This window comes from Sulfurimonas sp. HSL-1656 (assembly GCF_039645585.1).
GTDB classification, from domain to species: Bacteria; Campylobacterota; Campylobacteria; order Campylobacterales; family Sulfurimonadaceae; genus Thiomicrolovo; species Thiomicrolovo subterrani.
The window spans coordinates 667,092-684,563 of record NZ_CP147915.1; the positions used below are offsets into that span (position 1 = coordinate 667,092).

At 51.8% G+C, this 17,472-nt stretch carries 16 protein-coding genes; 1 reads left to right on the forward strand and 15 read right to left on the reverse strand.

Going from position 1 to position 17,472, the window contains the following annotated elements; all coding sequences use genetic code 11:
- From WCX49_RS03405 to WCX49_RS03425, 5 genes are all read right to left on the reverse strand, one after another.
- Window positions 1-597 carry an OmpA family protein gene (locus WCX49_RS03405; protein WP_345986175.1) on the reverse strand — a complete coding sequence of 199 codons (597 nt, stop codon included), beginning with the start codon at window positions 595-597 and terminating at the stop codon, window positions 1-3.
- A gap of 2 nt (window positions 598-599) precedes the next feature.
- Window positions 600-1,025: a FecR family protein gene (locus WCX49_RS03410; protein ID WP_345986176.1), complete on the reverse strand. Its 426-nt coding sequence runs from the start codon at window positions 1,023-1,025 to the stop codon at window positions 600-602.
- A 149-nt stretch (window positions 1,026-1,174) separates the two neighbouring features.
- Window positions 1,175-1,384, reverse strand: coding sequence for a DUF2905 domain-containing protein (locus WCX49_RS03415; protein WP_345986177.1), 210 nt, complete (start codon window positions 1,382-1,384; stop codon window positions 1,175-1,177).
- Window positions 1,381-2,919, reverse strand: a complete 1,539-nt coding sequence (locus WCX49_RS03420; RefSeq protein ID WP_345986178.1) for a SulP family inorganic anion transporter — start codon at window positions 2,917-2,919, stop codon at window positions 1,381-1,383. The genes WCX49_RS03415 and WCX49_RS03420 overlap by 4 nt, the downstream gene beginning before the upstream one ends.
- Window positions 2,919-5,543 (reverse strand): valine--tRNA ligase, encoded by a 2,625-nt coding sequence (locus WCX49_RS03425; RefSeq protein ID WP_345986179.1) that lies wholly within the window; start codon window positions 5,541-5,543, stop codon window positions 2,919-2,921. Before WCX49_RS03425 ends, WCX49_RS03420 begins: the two co-directional genes overlap by 1 nt.
- A 186-nt stretch (window positions 5,544-5,729) precedes the next feature.
- Between WCX49_RS03425 and WCX49_RS03430 the strand changes: the two genes are divergently transcribed.
- Entirely contained in the window at window positions 5,730-7,811 is a 2,082-nt protein-coding gene (locus WCX49_RS03430; RefSeq protein WP_345986180.1) for an ATP-dependent helicase, read from the forward strand.
- Between the two features lie 27 nt (window positions 7,812-7,838).
- On the opposite strand, the gene WCX49_RS03435 is transcribed toward WCX49_RS03430, so the two are convergent.
- The 10 genes from WCX49_RS03435 to WCX49_RS03480 are packed head-to-tail and all read right to left on the reverse strand — an operon-like array spanning window position 7,839 to window position 17,363.
- Window positions 7,839-9,086: a type II secretion system F family protein gene (locus WCX49_RS03435; protein WP_345986181.1), complete on the reverse strand. Its 1,248-nt coding sequence runs from the start codon at window positions 9,084-9,086 to the stop codon at window positions 7,839-7,841.
- Complete coding sequence (locus WCX49_RS03440) at window positions 9,083-10,819, reverse strand: ATPase, T2SS/T4P/T4SS family (RefSeq protein ID WP_345986182.1); 1,737 nt, start codon at window positions 10,817-10,819, stop codon at window positions 9,083-9,085. Before WCX49_RS03440 ends, WCX49_RS03435 begins: the two co-directional genes overlap by 4 nt.
- 12 nt (window positions 10,820-10,831) lie before the next feature.
- Window positions 10,832-11,380 (reverse strand): hypothetical protein, encoded by a 549-nt coding sequence (locus tag WCX49_RS03445; RefSeq protein ID WP_345986183.1) that lies wholly within the window; start codon window positions 11,378-11,380, stop codon window positions 10,832-10,834.
- Window positions 11,377-12,321: a hypothetical protein gene (locus WCX49_RS03450; RefSeq protein ID WP_345986184.1), complete on the reverse strand. Its 945-nt coding sequence runs from the start codon at window positions 12,319-12,321 to the stop codon at window positions 11,377-11,379. Before WCX49_RS03450 ends, WCX49_RS03445 begins: the two co-directional genes overlap by 4 nt.
- The gene (locus WCX49_RS03455) at window positions 12,314-13,126 is read right to left on the reverse strand and encodes an ATP-binding protein (protein ID WP_345986185.1); all 813 of its coding nucleotides are present in this window, start codon (window positions 13,124-13,126) and stop codon (window positions 12,314-12,316) included. Before WCX49_RS03455 ends, WCX49_RS03450 begins: the two co-directional genes overlap by 8 nt.
- Complete coding sequence (locus WCX49_RS03460) at window positions 13,116-13,583, reverse strand: hypothetical protein (protein WP_345986780.1); 468 nt, start codon at window positions 13,581-13,583, stop codon at window positions 13,116-13,118. Before WCX49_RS03460 ends, WCX49_RS03455 begins: the two co-directional genes overlap by 11 nt.
- A complete protein-coding gene (locus WCX49_RS03465; protein ID WP_345986186.1) occupies window positions 13,520-14,761 on the reverse strand; it encodes a secretin N-terminal domain-containing protein in 1,242 nt (413 codons plus the stop codon). Before WCX49_RS03465 ends, WCX49_RS03460 begins: the two co-directional genes overlap by 64 nt.
- Before the next feature lie 9 nt (window positions 14,762-14,770).
- Window positions 14,771-15,202, reverse strand: coding sequence for a hypothetical protein (locus WCX49_RS03470; RefSeq protein ID WP_345986187.1), 432 nt, complete (start codon window positions 15,200-15,202; stop codon window positions 14,771-14,773).
- The gene (locus tag WCX49_RS03475) at window positions 15,202-15,834 is read right to left on the reverse strand and encodes a hypothetical protein (RefSeq protein ID WP_345986188.1); all 633 of its coding nucleotides are present in this window, start codon (window positions 15,832-15,834) and stop codon (window positions 15,202-15,204) included. The genes WCX49_RS03470 and WCX49_RS03475 overlap by 1 nt, the downstream gene beginning before the upstream one ends.
- The gene (locus WCX49_RS03480) at window positions 15,831-17,363 is read right to left on the reverse strand and encodes a hypothetical protein (protein WP_345986189.1); all 1,533 of its coding nucleotides are present in this window, start codon (window positions 17,361-17,363) and stop codon (window positions 15,831-15,833) included. Before WCX49_RS03480 ends, WCX49_RS03475 begins: the two co-directional genes overlap by 4 nt.
- Window positions 17,364-17,472 lie beyond the last annotated feature (109 nt).

The following is a 17,472-nucleotide window of genomic DNA, read 5'->3' on the forward strand; positions in this document are numbered from 1 at the left end:
CTACCGGAACGTCATCTCGACACGGCGGTTTTTCGGTTCGTTGGTCTCATCCGGGGTCTGAACCTGGAGAAGGTACTCCCCCAGGCCGTCGGTCTGGCAGCGAAGCATTGCGACATGCTGCTGTTCAAGCATCGTCCTGAGTGCCGAGGCCCGTTTCTCGGAGAGGGAAAGATTGTAAGAAGCGCTTCCCGTCGTGTCGGTGTAGCCTGTGATGGCAACGTGAAGAGGACTCAGCTCCCGGAGCAGCGGAAGGATCATGACGAGATCACGGTGTGATTTCGGGGTGAGGTCGGCACTGTTGTTTTCGAAATAGACGGTGAGGGTCAGCGGCGGAGGGGGGACGGCGGCAAAGGTGTCGGCGTCGTCGGCAGTCAGTGCAACATCCGACACCGTTACAGGAGCAGTTGGAGCCTCTGAACTGCTCTCCAGCGTGGTCCCCTCATAAGGCGTGTCAATGGTGACGCTCCCGCCTTCCGTGGTGACGATAATGGTATTTCTGCTGCTGTTATTGTCCAGCAGGACGACTTCCGTCCCGGAGGGCTCCATCACGAGGGCGGTGACGACAATTACGAGGGAGACAAGGAGAATTTCGACCATAGTTAGTGTACCTTTACGAAAAAGCGGGTGCCCCGTACCCCGATGGTTCCCTCGGGGACTCTGAAGGTGACGGATTCAGGGGAGAGCTTACCGATCTTCCCGGTCTCCACGATGGCGCTTCCTTCATTCAAAGAGAGGTCGAGGCGGTAGTTTTTTTGACTCGGTTCAAAGAGATAGTCGTCAATTTTCAGCAGACTCTTGTGCCCCAGTGCGACCGTGCTGCCGTCATTGAAAACGATGCTCAGCGCCCCCTCTTTCCCGGTATAAAGGATATCGCCGCGGTAGAGTTCCTCGCGGCCCGCCTGTGGGGTGATCACGCTACTTCCCCTGCGGATACCGACCTCGTTTTTCTGACTTTCGAGCACAGCAACGGCTTCGGCGGACCAGAGCTGAAGCGTCAAAAGACAAAGAAGTAGGATGCGTTTCATCGGCTCACCTTGGCAGGGGTGCATTTTTTATAGATTGTATGACAAATTGTGTCTAATTGTCAATCTTGTGTTCTGTGAACAGGAGATATAGAGCGCATCGTGTTTGTTCTGTACTTCGGCGCAGCAGCAGGGCAGATAGGTGGATGACGTTAATGTCTAAAGAGAAAGAGAAGGAGTGAAAGCATGATGCTGGTAATCACCATGGAGGTCAAGGGGATGTAGATACGGGAGTGTTCGTTTTCGATGCGGATGTCGCCGGGGAGTCTACCGAACCAGCCGAAGAGGCCCGGCATGAAATGCAGCAGCAGGCCGACAACGACCAGCAGGGTGCCGGCGATGATCAGCCATTTTGCCGTCATACGTTAACCGCAACCTTGTATGTCGGGTCGGTGACCTCGTAGGTGCAGTGGGGGCCGGCGGCCTTGAGGAGCTTTTTGCAGTCTTCGCTCAGGTGCCGCAGCGTGAGTTGTTTGTTGGCATCCTCGTACTTGCGGGTGATCGTGTCGATCGCTTCGACGCCGGAAGCGTCCATGACCCGCGCGTTTTGGAAGTCGATCACGACGCGCGGGGGGTCCCGGTCGATCGTAAAGGTGTCGAAGAAGCTCGCCGTCGAACCGAAGAAGAGGGGGCCGTCGAGTTCATACACCTTCGTCCCGTCCGCTTCGACCTGGCTTTTGGCGTAGATGCGCGCGTGTTTCCAGGCAAAGACAAGGGCGGAGATGATGACGCCGGAGATGACGGCGATGGCCAGGTCCTCCACGATCGTGATCAATGTGACGGCGACCATGACGAAGGCGTCGGAGCGCGGCATGTGCCGGATATGGCTGAAACTGCTCCATTCGAAGGTGCCGATGCTGACCATGAACATGATGCCGACCAGCACGGCGATCGGGATGACGTTGAGCACGTCGGTGAGCGACGCGACAAGCACCATCAGGCCGACGGCGGCGGTGACGCCGGAGAGTCGTCCGAGGCCGCCGGAGGTGTAGTTGATGATGGACTGGCCGATCATCGCACACCCCGGCATCCCGCCGAAGAGCCCGCAGGTCATGTTCCCGGTCCCGAGCGCGATACACTCCTGGTTGCCGCTGCCGCGGGTGCCGCTCATCTCGTCAAGCACGGCCAGGGTCAGCAGGGATTCGATCAGGCCGACAAGGGCCATAATGACGGCATAGGGCAGGACGACGAGGATCGCACCCGGGTCGAGGATGAAGTCCGGGATATGGAAAGAGGGGAGTTGCCCTTTGAATTCGGAAAGGTTCGCCATATCGCCGACGGTACCGGTCTGCAGGCCGAAAAGGTAGGCGACGAGGGTAAGCGCCACGATGGCGACGAGACCGGCCGGGACCGCTTTGGTGTAGCGCGGCAGCACGAACATGATCAGCATCGTGATGGCGACGAGGGCGTACATGATGACGCCTTCCCCTTCAAAGAACTTGAACTGCGCCGTGGCGATGACGATGGCCAGACCGTTGACGAAGCCGTACATCGCCGGCTGGGGGACGAGGCGGATGAACTTGCCCATTTTAAAGACGCCGAAAAGCACCTGGATGGCTCCCGTCAGCAGGGCGGCGAGGGTGACGTACTGCAGGACGCCCCAGGCCAGCTCTTCCCCGCCGAGCCCCTGTGCACGCAGGAGGCCGGAGACTTCCAGGGTCAGGCCGATGAGGACGACGGCGACGGAGCCGGTCGCCCCGCTGATCATCCCGGGCTTGCCGCCGATCAGCGCCGTGATAAGCCCCAGGATAAAAGCGGTGTAGAGGCCGACGATGGGACTTACTTCGGCGATGAAAGCGAAGGCGATCGCTTCGGGCACGAGAGCAACGGCAACGACGAGCCCGGAGAGGACGTCGTTTTTGATGTTATCGGTACGGTAGTTCTGGAGGTTGAACATCAGGCTCCCTGCAGGCTCTCGAGCTGGTCGAGGATCTTGCGCTGTTTGTTCTGGGCGTCAACGAGGGCCTCGCGGTTGGTGGCGACGACATCTTCCGGCGCGTTGGCGACGAAGCGCTCGTTATTGAGCATGCCGGCCAGTTTGGCGATCTCTTTCTCCAGCTTCGCGTTCTGCTTCTCCAGCCGATCGATGATCGGCGCGAGGTCGATGGAACCGGTCGGGATAAAGACTTCGACCTTCTCCCCGACGTCGCTGACGGCATTGTCCATCTTCTCTGTGACGAAACCGACCTTCTCGACCTTGCCGAGGCGGCAGATGTAGGCATCCATCGCACCGGTGGTCACGGCATCCGTCTTGACGTAGGCCTCTTCGATCTTCTGGTTGCCCATGTCGATAAGGGTCTTCGCACGGCGGACGGTGACGATGGCGTCCATGATGACGTCGAACATCGCCTCGATTTGCATATCGCGTTCGCCCGCGTCCGGATAGCGGCTGATCATGATGGAGTCGCCGTTCTCCAGCGATGTGCCGGAGAGCTCGTGGTAAAGGTACTCGGTCATGAACGGCATGAACGGGTGCAGCAGCTTCATGGAGGCTTTGAAGATGGCGCCCAGTTCCGGTACGCTCTCTTTGCTCACCTTGGAAAGCTCGATGCCCCAGTCACAGAACTCGTTCCACAGGAAGCGGTAGAGGACCGTGGCCGCGTCGTTGAAGCGGTACTCGTCGAGGAATCCGCGGGTCTCAACGACGGCGGCATTGAAGCGGCTCTGCATATAGCGTCCCAGGTCGGTTGTGACCGTGATGTTTTCCAGGTCGTCGAAGGTTTCGACGTTCATTTGGAGGAACTTCGCCGCGTTGTAGAGCTTGTTGGTGAAGTTGCGGCTCAGTTCCAGCTTCTCTTCGCTCAGGCGGATGTCGCGCCCCTGGACGGCGAGGACAGCCAGCGTGAAACGCAGGGCGTCGGCGCTGTATTTTTCGACCATATCGAGCGGGTCGATGACGTTGCCCTTGGACTTGGACATTTTCTGGCCGTTTTCGTCACGTACCAGCGCGTGCAGGTAGATGTGGTCAAAGGGGAGTTTACCCATGAAGGTTTCGCCCATGAGCATCATCCGCGCGACCCAGAAGAAGAGGATGTCGAAGCCGGTGATCAGCAGGCTGTTCGGGTAGAAGTTCTTGAGGTCGTCGCTCTCGAAGAGCTTGTCCATGACCGGATCGCCGTTGCCCCAGCCCAGGGTCGAGAAGGGCCAGAGCGCCGAGGAGAACCAGGTGTCGAGAACGTCGGGGTCCTGAACGATGTTCTTGGAAGAGCAGTGCGGACACGCTTCAGGTTCCTCCTGCTGTGACGCCCACTCATGGCCGCAGTCGTTGCAGTAGAAGACCGGGATGCGGTGGCCCCACCAGAGTTGGCGGGAGATACACCAGTCGCGCAGGTCGTTCATCCAGGCGTTGTAGCTGTTGATCCAGTGCTGCGGGAAGAACTTGACGAGACCGTCGTTGACCTTCTCGATGCTGCCGCGGGCCGTTTCGGCACGAACGAACCACTGTTTGGAGATGTACGGCTCGACGACGTTCTTACAGCGGTAACAGTGGCCGACCTGGTGGACGTGGTCTTCGATCTTCTCGACGAAGCCCTCCTCTTCGAGGCGCTTGACGATGACCTCGCGCGCTTCGAGGCGTTCGAGCCCTTTGAACTCGCCCGCGAAGTCGTTGAGGATCCCTTTTTCGTCGAAAACGGTGATGAATTCGAGGTCATGGCGTTTGCCGACTTCGTAGTCGTTCGGGTCATGCGCCGGGGTGACCTTGACCATTCCGGTCCCGAACTCCATGTCGACGTGCTCGTCGGCAATGATGGGGATCTCGCGATCGATCAGCGGCAGTTTGAGCTTTTTGCCGATGAGATTTTTGTAGCGCTCGTCATCCGGGTGAACCATGACGGCGGTATCGCCGAAGTAGGTTTCCGGGCGGGTCGTGGCGACGACGATGTGACCGCTGCCGTCGGCGTAGGGGTAGCGGACGTGGTAGAAGTGGCCGTTATGCTCTTCATACTCGACTTCGATGTCGGAGAGGGCACCGTCATGGGTACACCAGTTGACCATGTAGTTGCCGCGGACGATCAGCCCTTTGTCGTAGAGATTGACGAAGGCTTCCTTGACCGCGGATTTCAGTCCTTCGTCCATCGTAAAGCGCTCGCGGCTCCATGCCGGGGAGACGCCCATTTTGCGCAGCTGGCCGACCATGATCCCGCCGGACTCTTCCTTCCATGCCCAGACGCGTTCCAGGAACTTCTCGCGTCCGAGGGCTTCTTTGGTGGTTCCCTCGTCGAGCAGCTGTTTCTCGACGACGTTCTGCGTGGCGATCCCCGCGTGGTCCGTGCCGGGCTGCCACAGTGTCTTGTAGCCGTCCATCCGCTTGTAGCGGACGATGATGTCCTGGAGGGTGAAAGTGAGGGAGTGGCCGATGTGCAGGCGCCCGGTGACATTAGGCGGCGGCATCATGATGGCGAAGTTCTTGCCTTCTTTCTGGATGGCTTTGTTCCCGTCGATTTCGAAATAGCCGCGCGCTTCCCAGATAGGGTAGAACGCCGATTCGACGGATGAAGGATCATAGCTTTTTTTTGACATGGATGTCCCCGTATTCTGCGCTTGTTTGGTTCAGATTTTGAAATGAATGAAGGCGCTTAAATTTTAGGCGGATTATAGCGAAACGGAGGTAAAATGCCGGACTCAACAGCGTAAAGCCGTCATCTTGACAGCCGAATTTTCCCGCATCTCACCCGTAAGAGCGAAGTCTACCCGCAAAGGACAGCAGTGCCCCTTTCCCGTCTCAATGAAGAGCAGTATAAAGCAGCAACCGCAGCATTCGGCCACAACCTGATCATCGCCTCTGCCGGTACGGGAAAGACGTCGACCATTGTCGGGCGGATTGCGCATTTGCTGGGGCAGGGTGTGCAGCCCCACGAGATCCTGCTGCTCACCTTTACGAATAAAGCGGCGGCGGAGATGGTCGAACGTGTCGCCTCCTTTTTCGGGACGGAGAAGGCGGGCCAGATCGATGCCGGGACCTTCCATGCCGTCAGCTACCGCTGGCTCAAGAGGCAGCAGGGCAAGGTCGTCCTCAAACAGCAGCGCGAACTGAAAACCCTTTTCCGCAGCGTCTATGAAAAGCGCAGTTTTCACCACCTGGAGGGGGAAAACGAACCCTACGGCGCTAATTACCTCTATGACCTCTACTCCTACTACCAGAATACGGAGATGGACAAGAGTTTCGAGATGTGGATTGCGGAGCGGCAGGAAGAGCATGACCGTTTTGCGATGATCTATGCCGACATCATCGACGAGTTCGAGGAGCTCAAAACCCAGTACGGTTTTTTGAATTTCAACGACCTGCTCCTGCAGATGCGCAAGCTCTGCGAACGGATGGAGCTGGGGTACAAAGAGGTGCTTGTCGACGAGTACCAGGATACCAATGCACTGCAAGGGACGCTCATCGACGCGATGAGTCCACCGTCGCTCTTCTGTGTCGGAGATTATGACCAGTCGATCTACGCCTTCAACGGGGCGGATATCTCCATTATCGGTTCCTTTTCGCAGAAGTACCCTGACGCCGACGTCCATACCCTCTCTAAAAACTACCGCTCTACGGTCCCTATCCTCTCCCTGGCGAACAAGGTGATTGCTAAGAATGAACGCATCTACCCGAAACAACTCGAGGTGACCCGTGATCATACCGCGACGCCGCCGAAGCTGCTGGTCTACGACGAACTCTTCGAACAGTACCACGGCATTGCGGAGATGATCGGCAAGAGTGCCACCGAGCATGAGGAGATCGCCGTCATTTTCCGTAACAACTCCAGCGCGGACGGGATCGAGGCGGCACTGCGGGAAAAGGGGATCGCCTGCCGCCGGCGCGGCGGGGTCAGCTTCTTCGACGCCAAAGAGGTAAAGTTTATTCTCGATATCTACACGCTGCTCGTCAACGAGAGCGACATGATGGCGTTCATCCATGTATTCGAACATGCCAAAGGGGTGGGAAGCGCTCTGGCGAAGGAACTCTACGTGGCGCTGCAGTTCCTTGGCGGCGGTTCCATGCTCCGCGGGTTGTATACGCCCGATCTGAAGATCAGCAATCCTTTCGAGAAACGGAAACTGAACCACCAGCTCGGACTCTTCGATGATTTTCTCGAGCTCGGGCATGCCGGCCGTTTTGCCGAGGTGATCAGTGACAAGAAACTGCTGAAGAACCCCGTGCTGAAGCATCCGAAGCTGACCAAAGACGGGGCGAAAATGCTCTCACAGTTCTATACGCTGCTGCAGGCGATCAAAAACCTTTCGCGCCCCCAGAATGTCGTACAGAAGATAGCCGCTTCCGATCTCTATGCGGCGGTCGCGGAGCAGCTGGCCGTCCGACGTGCCATTCTGCCTGACGGCCAGGTTGACGCGAAGCTTAAAACGGAAGCGCTGGAACGTATCCGCCGCAAACCGGCGGTACTCCAGGAACTGGCAAAGCCCTACAAAGAGCATGAACGTTTCCTCAATGCCATGATTCTTGGTTCCCAGGACCTGACACAGGGCGAAGGGGTGCATCTTCTCAGTATCCATGCTTCCAAAGGCCTGGAATATAAAGAGGTCTATGTCATAGACCTGATGGACGGGCGTTTCCCCAACCGAAAACTGATGGGTAAGGGGGGCAGCCTGGATGAGGAGCGGAGGCTCTTTTATGTGGCGGTGACCCGGGCCAAAGATATCCTCTATCTCAGTTTTGCCAAATACGACAGGATCAAAAAGGCACAGTTCGTGCCGTCGATATTCCTGTACGAAGCCGGAATGCTTAAAGAGGACGAAGAGTACAGAATGCTTGTGAAGAAAGAGGAAGCGAAAGAGGAGAAATAAGAGGACGCTGCGAGAGCGTCTTCTTTCTTAACCACGACCTTGAACGGCGTCGTTGAGTGACCACATTGGCAGGAAGATACCAAGGGCAAGCAGCAAAACCATGGCCGCAATGATAAAGAGCATGATCGGTTCGATCGCTTCGGCCAGACCATCGATAATCTGGTCAAAGCGCATCTTGTAATAGTCTGTGACTTTTTCCAACATTGAGTCAAGTTGACCACCCTGCTCACCGGCGGAGATCATCTGGATGATCATGTTCTCAAACAAACCGGTATCTGCAAGCCCCTCACTGAGCGATGACCCCTTTTCAACAGCCTGACGCACAGTTGACAATTTTTCCTGCAGGGGTAGATTGTCAATCATCGCAATTGACGTTTCGAGTGCGTCGGCAATCGGAATACCCGCTTTGACCAGAGCCGAAAAGACCAGCGTAAAACGGTTAAGCGTCGAGTACATGATCAGGTTCTTGATGAGATAGGTTTTTAGCAGGAGCTGGTGCCACCTGAATCTAAACTCCCGGTTGGTATTGAGCATATATCTGAAAATGATAATGAACACGATCAGAGCGGCTAGCACATAAGGGCCAAAGTTGTTGAAAAGATACTCCAGTTTCAACAGAATAATTGTCGGTAACGGCAGGTCGGCATGAAGCTCTTCAAAAATCTTTTTGAACTGCGGTACGACATAGGAGATCAGAATAGTGAATGCGACAGCCATGGCAATCATGACATTACGCGGGTAGGCCATTGCTTTTTTGAATTTGATAACGTTGCGCCGTATCTCTTCGAGCATATCGGCAAGCTGGTAGAGCGATTCAGCCATATTACCGGTCTGCTCACCGAGCTCGACCATCGCCAGCGTAAGCCCGCCGAGTTGGAAGCGAAAGTTCTCCATTGATTTAGACATGCTGGAACCAGAGTTGATGTCTTCAGCGATTGATGAAAAAATCTCTTCTAGTACAGGGTCGTTGGCTGCACGTGCAATTTCATTCAATGCATCGTGCACTGAGATCCCGGCATTAGTCATAACCGCTAGCTGCCGAATTGCAGCAATCAGGGAGTCTGGCTTAACCTTTTTCTTTTTGACATTGCCAATGACACGCTCTTTAAAGTGCTTAAGCTGGTCTTCCAGCGGTGCCGCACCTTCGGTGACATTGACGACGATCCCCGGATAACGTACTTTCGCAATATACATTGCCTCTTTTTTTCCGTCGGCATAAAAGCCGTGCTGTACCTTTTTACCTTTGGCCAGGACTGTTGCGAGATAGTATTTCATTCTTTTGCCACCCTTAAGACTTCTTCGATGGTTGTTTTACCTTCGACAACCTTTTTCATCCCATTTTGGAACATACTAACAAAACCTTCCTGAATTGCCTGTTTCATCATCTCCTCTTTGGAGGCGCTCCTGGCAATCATACTGCTGAGCGTTTCAGTGATGGGCAGTACCTCACTGATCATCTCCCGGCCCAGATAGCCGCTGCCGTTGCACTCTTTGCATCCTATACCATGGTAGAAGACCGTTTCGGGCGGAAGGTATGCTTTATACTCTTTAAGCAGGCTGGGTGGTACCTCAAGCTCTTTTTTACAGTGAGGACAGATTTTACGCACCAGACGTTGTGCCTGAACGGCAACGACGGCCCCGCTGATAAGGTAGGGTTCAATGCCCATGTCCGCCATACGGGGCAGGGCGCTGATGGCATCATTCGTATGCAGTGTTGAGATGACGAGGTGACCGGTCAAAGCCGCCTTGATCGCAATCTCCAGGGTTTCGTGGTCACGGATTTCACCGATCATGATCTTGTCCGGGTCCTGACGCAAAATGGAGCGTAGTGCTGCGGCAAAGGTCATGCCGACCTGAGGATGCACCTGGACCTGCTGAATGAGATTCATCCGGTATTCGACAGGGTCTTCAACGGTAATGACTTTATCTTCCACATTACGCAGTTCGTTGAGGGCGCCGTAAAGTGTTGTTGTTTTCCCCGAACCGGTCGGTCCGGTAACAAGGAGGATACCGTGGGGTTTTTTGAGTGCCTGGATAAGCTTTTTGTACCCATCGGTATCCATACCGGCATCTTCCAGTCGGATCAGGGCCTTCTCTTTATCCAAAATACGCATAACAATCGACTCGCCGTAGAGAATCGGCAGCGTGGAGAAACGGAAGTCATATTCACGGTCTCCGACCATGGCGGAGAAACGACCGTCCTGCGGCTTGCGCTTTTCGGCGATATCAAGATTAGAGAGGAGTTTGAAGCGCGAGGCCAGCGGCGGATAGATATCCTGGTCAAAGATGAAGATTTCGGCAAGTTTACCGTCTACCCGCGCCCGAACGACGCAGTTATTTTCTGTCGGCTCAATATGGATGTCACTGGCCCGGCTTTTGATACAGGTTTTTAGAATAACGTTGATCAGCTGCAAAATGGAGGAAGCATCTTTTTGTTCCTCCGGGGATCCAATAGTGTTGAGCTCTTTACGGATGTTGTCAACAAGACCTTTGACACTGCTTTTAATGTCGATCTTGAAAAGATAGGACTGTATCTGCTTTCCTGAAGAGATCGCTACTTGTAGTGGCTTGCGTGGAAATACACGCTGAATGGCTTCCTGGGCATCGATATTAAGCGGATCGGCGAATGCCACGGTAATACTCATATCGCTTTCTGCTACCGGCAGGGCATTGGAACGTTGCAGAAGATTCAGGGGAACACGCTCAGCGAGACGGTAATCCATATCGATCGAATCGAGATCGATATACTGGATCTCCAGGACTTCAGCCAGGTATTCGAGGACCGCCCTTTCCGGAAGGAAAGTGTACTGTTTGAGAATTTCCAGGTCATATTTGCCTGCCCGGATCTGTTCGACGACAAAACGTTTGACAAAATTGAGTGAAACGGCACCGACTTTCGTCAGTGTTTCCAGCAGAATCTCCTCTTTGACCCCGACCTTTACAAGGCGGTCAATCTGGGTCTGAGAGATATGCTTTTTTTCCAGAAGATCGTGAGTTATTCTATCCACTTCAGACTGCCTTTAACGGTAAATATGCTGTTTTGTTAATATTGTATCATAATATTCAGTGATGCCCAGATTCAGGGAGCGACCGGTACGCTGAAGGAAAAGTTGATAACTTCGACGCGCATTTTTCGGATCGCTGAAAACATAGGTATCACCGTTCCTGACAAACTTGTTTGCACTGTAGAGATCAAACACCCGCGAGAGAAGATGATCGGATGTGGGAAGGTTGAGACCGGTGATCGGTGCACGCTCCTCCAGGGCATTGAGCAAGAGATTTTTTTGCAGCAGAATCGCTGTAAAATAGGTGGCATTTTTGCGTGCCTCAGGAGAGTTTTTCAACATGACAATAGGCAGTGCAAGCCGGTCGATCCGATCGGCTTCAAGGCATGCAAAAGCATAGAGTGAGACAAACCGTTCATCGTCTTGATGGCGCTGAAGCTCTTTCACCCCTGCATTGCAGGCTTGAATGTACTGACCGTTTTGATAGAGTCTGTAGAGTCCACTGCTGTCGGAAGCGGCAAGTAGCAATGGCATGAGCGCCAAAAGTGAAGCGAAGTGCTTCATTCAAGGGCGCCTTTCTCCATCTGGTCCAGGGCGAGTTTGGCTTTGACGGAGCTGCTCTCCTGGATATAGCTTTTCAGCGTTTTGATCGCCATCTCCTTTTGATCCATTTTATAAAGTGACTTGGCGAAAATAAGCCATGAATCCTCAATCGTACTGTCAAGTTCATTGGTGATCAGCGCATAATTGTATGCCTGCTGGTAGTTGCCGATATTATAATAACGTTTGGCGACAAAGAGACTCAGAACAGGGTTCTTGCTCTTTTTGAAACGGGCAATGACGTCTTGAATGTCTTTCATGTCGTCGTCGCGCAGGATCGTCATGCCACCTGAATCTTCTACATCTTCCACGGACTCTTGGGGTCTTTCGTTACGGCTTTGCATGGCTTTGACAGCCTTCTGAGGCTGGATAGACGGCAAAGACTCTGCTTGAGGGGATGGCGCTTCAATGGTTTGGATTTCTTCTTCCGGTGGTGCTGAAATGACGGGAGCGGGAGCAGGTGCTTGTTTGACGGGCCTTGGCTTTACAGAAGGTGCAACATCCTTGATAACGGGAGCCGGTTGTGTATTAACGTGTGCATAGTAGTCCATCACATCGGATTCCATCTCTTCCATGAACTCCATAGAAGGGGTAAGTTTCATTGTGGGGGCTGCAGTTTGCTCATTCGTCGGAGAAGATGGCGTTGCATTGACTTCAGCAGTAACCACCTGAGACGGCTCGACGTCTTGAAGGGTGGACGGGACGGTCGTTGTTGTTTGAATCGAAGAAGGTTTGACCACATCGGCTGATTTGATTTCTGATGGTAGTTGTGTATCGGGCGTCATGAGCACAATGGTCACGATAATAACTGTGAGTGCAGCAACCCCACTGCCTATCATATAAGGGATCAGGCGCACACGACGATATTTTTTCCAGCGCTGTTCGAGTTCAGGAACGTTAAGCATGGATAAACCCCGTTTCAATACCTGCCATCTCGATCATCTTGCGGTTAATGGACGTATAGTTGATCTGAGTCGGTTGATTCTCTTCATACCATGATGCAATACTGAAAAGGGCGAAGAGCAGTTTGTTCGTATTTCGGTAATTGCCTTCGGTCAGTTCATGGATCCAGCGGACATTCTTGTCATTGAACATATTGGCAACATCAAAACAGTTCGACCGGAGCAGTTTTTTCTGAATGTAGATTTTCAGTTCTGCGGCGGAAGCGTTGAGCAACTCTTGTGCCTCCCAGATGCGTGATTGGAAGTGTTCTTTGGCAATAACATCTTCCTGCTCCGTTTTGTGGAGGGAGATAATAAACTTGATCTGTCGTGTGTCGGAGATGAGACGTATTTTTTCCAACAGAGCTGTCGAATACATCTGTGCTTCATCCAGCAAAATAACCGGCGCTGTTTCAAAGGTATACTGCGCAGCCAGTTCATTAAAACGTGTAAAATGAATTGGTTCGTCTGTAATGTAGTCGAAAACATCCCGTGCCAGCGAGCGGAAAAACGCGTCCTCATCCGTGATCGGAGTCTGGTAGAGAACGATTTTTTGCCGGTCATGCAGCTCTTTATAGATGCGGCTGAGCATCATACTTTTCCCTGTCCCGGGTTTGCCGAACAATAGAATCATTTTGAGGGGTTTTTTAATGGCTTCCATCAGGGATCTGTAGACGATGGCGACGCGATCAAGCTGCACGTATGCATTCGCGTCGACGACATCGAGAAAGACCTCTTTGGAAACGTCAAAGAGGTTGTTATTCTGCATTGGCCTCGTCAGCAGTTGTATTATTGGTGTCGAGTCCTACTTCTTTGTCGGTAAACTTGGTATAGCCAAGATCTGAAAGAGAGATGGTATTGTTCTCTTTCTTGATGATATGTGGCTCGATAACAATGACAAGTTCAGTCGTATCAACAGCTTTTTCTTCATATTTGAAAAGATAGCCAAGTCCCGGGATGTCGCCAAGAAGAGGGACTTTATTAGTATGCATGCTTTCAGACTTGTCAATAAGACCACCGATAACAATGCTGTTGCCGTCTTTGACAGTAACGACGGAGGCAAGCTGGCGACGATCAAGGTCCGGCGGCATAGTACGTTTTTGCTGCTCCGTTTCATCACTGTTCAACTTGATACGTGTTTGGCTGATGGACGGGTTGATTTTCAACGTAATGGTGTTGTCATTTGCGATTTCCGGAGTGATGTCCAGGAGGACGCCTGCAAAAATGGAGTTGACAACGTCATTCTGGGTTGTTTGTGATGTTCCCGAAGAACTACCTGCAAGAATGTTGGATTGCTGGATTTTATAAAATACTCAGTACCGACGGTAATCAATGCAGGTTGGTTGTTCAGAGTAAGGACCTTTGGATTTGAGATCGCATCGACATCCCCCTGTGTCTCGAGGAATTTGACCAATTCGTTTATGGTGTTCCCTCCATACATTCTCAGTAGGGATGCAGGGCCACTATAGCCACCTGCGCCTCCTGTAAGGATCTGACCTGCTGTGTCAAATTCACTGACATTGAGAGCGTCAAGTTTATCAACGGTGAGATTAAGGTTCTGAAGGGCATAGATCTGAGACCAGTCGATACCGTTTGATTTGACATCACTAAGAGTGACAGCCATCATACGCACATCAATGAGTACCTGGTACTGAATCTTTTTCTGAAGCTCTTTAAGATATTTCTCAAGACGCTGCTGTTGGCGTACTGTTGCCGTGACTGTAACAAGACCTGCATTTTTATTGACAATGGGGGCTTCCGCCTGGTAGAAGTCCGTTGGACGGTTGAGGACACGCTGCAGCTCAAGGTCAAGCTCTTCCCAGAATTTGACTTCGTCCAAGGATTCGATTTTGATACCGGACGTATTATTCTGAGTAATCTGTTTTGAACCATAACCAAGATCCTGACCGGCTCCACTGCTGCTCCCGCCACTTGATCTGTTTGAGCCACTAGTGTTGTTAGATGATGCATCTGTCGCTTGAGAACTACTCAGAAGAATGTCAGTACTACCGATACTTTTGCGGGCACTGATGATGTAGTCAATATTGTACGTCTGCGTCTCAATGAAAGAGATTTTGAGAAGATTATTCTCCAGCGTATAGTTCAGGTTGTTGTCGACGAGGAGAATATCCAAAACTTCATTCAGCGTCAGGTTTTTCAGGTTTGTCCGCTGAAGACGTTTGGACATCTTCTTTTCCGCTTCATTATCATTGATGATCAGTGTCAGTTCACACTCATCGCTCAGCTGATCAATGTACTTGGAGATCGTCATCCCTTTCGCACCGCTGATGGAAAAGAGCTCGTAGGTACAGTCTGCTGCCTGCACCGATGAGGCCAACAGCACTGCCGCGGCTACCGAAGTGAGTGACTTGTTGATTTTTTGGAATGGAGTCATGTTTTTCATCGTCTTTCCCTATTTGGCGTTGATTTGGATTTTTGGGTTCTTCTTCTTCAAAGTGAGCGTAAGCTGTTTTTTCTTCTTCTGAAGTAAGACGCTGTCACGTTCAATTTTCACGATAGCATACCCGTAGATGGTGTCATTTTGCTTATACCATTTACCGTCAATCAATGCCGTATGGCTGTTGATGACAGATTCAAGCGTCAAAGGTGGCTTAGGCACATAACGCTGCACATAGGTTGTAGTTCCCTTTTTTGTTTGAGGCGGCTGATTGAGAATCAGCTGTGCTCTGAACGGATCCTTCAGGCCAAATAGGGCAGCTGACGATACCCCTGTTCTTGGGGGTTTGATGGCTGCAATCTCCTGATCGACCCATTGCATGTCAGGTTGGATATCCTGTGCAAATGCGAACAGAGGCAGCATGAGTATTAGTAGTTTCGTTTTCATTAGTAAGTGATCCCCCATACTGATGAGTTGACATCGAGTTCCAGTTTTTCTTTGGCACTCAGGCTGAGACCGTGCAGGTCGATAACCAGATCACTCTGTTCCATGGCGTTGATGAATTTGAGCATGTTGTCGAACTCACCTGACGCAAAGACTTTGATGTCAAGTACGTGACCAAACTTCTCTTTTTCCAGAGCCCTTTTATTGCTCAAGACAGCGAGCTTGACGCTGTATTTCTTGGCATTTTCTGCGATCGAGTCAATATATTTACCCCAGGCTTCTTCATTATAGAAGAGTTCAGAGATCTGACTGATCTTGTAGTTGATATATTCGTTTTTCTCTTTGACAGCCAATGTTTCCGCTTTAATGGCTTCAATTTGGGCTTCAATCTGATGAATTTCGCTTTCTGGATGCATTGCGAGATAATGCTCATCTGCTCTGAGCTTTTGTTCGACGGCAATCCGTTCTGCCTTCACCTGCTGATATTCGCGCTCAGCACTTTCCCAAAATAAGAGGTAGGAGAAAGCTATAAGCGCTACGGCGATCATGCCGTATATCATATAGACCTCACCCTGTTTCTTACTAGAAAAAGACTGGTCTATTGGATAGAGGTATTGTTCAATATTAAATTTCATTTCAGCACCACCTTCAGATCACCGCGATAATAGCTGGTGTTATCATCCAATTCGATTTTTTCGATGTTGTAATGAAAACGCTGTGTCCGGTTCTTTGTCATAAACTCAACCAGGTCGGTGATTTGTTTGTCTTTTTTTGCCATAACACTCAAGTTGAATGCTTTTTCATTTTCATCTTGCGCATATGAGATGTCAGACACACCGACGTCAAATCGGTTCATCTCCCTGGTGAGTTCAGCCATGATTTCAGCTTTCATCGGATAATTAACTTTGACATCATGAATCTTGATCAAAGTGGCTTTCCGCTCTTCAAAAAGTTCGTTTTCTGCATCAAGCAGTTTCTGCGCTTCAGCCTTTCGTGCCAGGTTCAAATTGATGGTCTCTTCCCGTGTCACTTTGATGGCATGCGTTTCTCGGTACTGTTTCTCCAGCAATGCTTTCCGTACGCTTTCGGCATACCCCATCGTCCAGTAGGTGACAGGGTAAGCGAACGCCACGACAAGCGAAAGTGCAGTTACGGCGAAGAGCTTCCCGCTGTGGCGCTGGAAGAACGGCGGCGGCCGATGGTAGATAGAGAAATTGACGTCATAGCGTGCGGCTTTGTCCGTACGGACATACAGCTGCATCAGCTGGTGGATCTGGTCAATGTAACTGTCCGTCGCAAAACCGTAGGAGAAGTCGAACGCCTTGGCTTCAAAACCAAGGTAGGTTTGGCAATATTCGTCAACGCCGGCGATCGAACCGATCTGTGAACCGATGTAGATCTCTTCGATCGTTTCGATTTCATAGGCACGTTTAGCGTAGTTGAGAACGTCGTTGATATGGAGGAAAAGCTCACCGAAGAGTTTGATCAGATACTTCTGATACTCCGGATTTTGTGTCGCAAGGCCTTCCGTTGCCAGCAGCGTCTGGAAATCAACAAGATCGATCTGCTCGCCAAGAAGTTCACAAAAACGCTCATGCATATCGCGGAAAGAGTACTTCAGGCTTTTCGTGTAAACGAATTCTTGCTCGTTGTAGAGCGTGAAGAACGCGTCGTTCTCCTGGAAGTAGATATAGCAATGGGCGCCGTAGCCCTGGACGATTTCATGGGTGTAAAGGGTTTTGAGCAGCAGCGGTACCGGAACGATCTGGTCGACATACTGCAGATCGGCAACCGTCTGTGCAAAGGTTTCATCGATAATAAGCGGATCAACGATGAAGACGTGGAAAGTACGCTCTTTCGCGCTCCCATCTGTCGGAACCTCGATATAGTCGATCGTATATTCGATCGCCATGTCTAGGGCGAGCTCTTCATATGCCTTGGTTTCGATGACAAATGCGAGGTCATCGTCCGGGATATTTTTGCTTACACCGATCTGCGCGGTGATGAAGCTACTCGTGTTGAGATAGGAGATCCCGTACTGTTTTTTACCGTACTGAGGGTTTTTGGTGACGCTTAACTGGTTACCACTCCCCAAGTAGTAGGTATGTTTGTACGGGTTGTTCGAGAGGACCGTATCAAAAACCTGCTCGTTTGAATTGTTCATGTTGCAAATCCCTGTTCTTTTTGGACTGTCCGGCAGCCATATCATGAAGGGTGAATGCCATCTCTAGATGGCCGGGGGCATCCGGTGTTCCGCCCGTTCTTTCACCTTG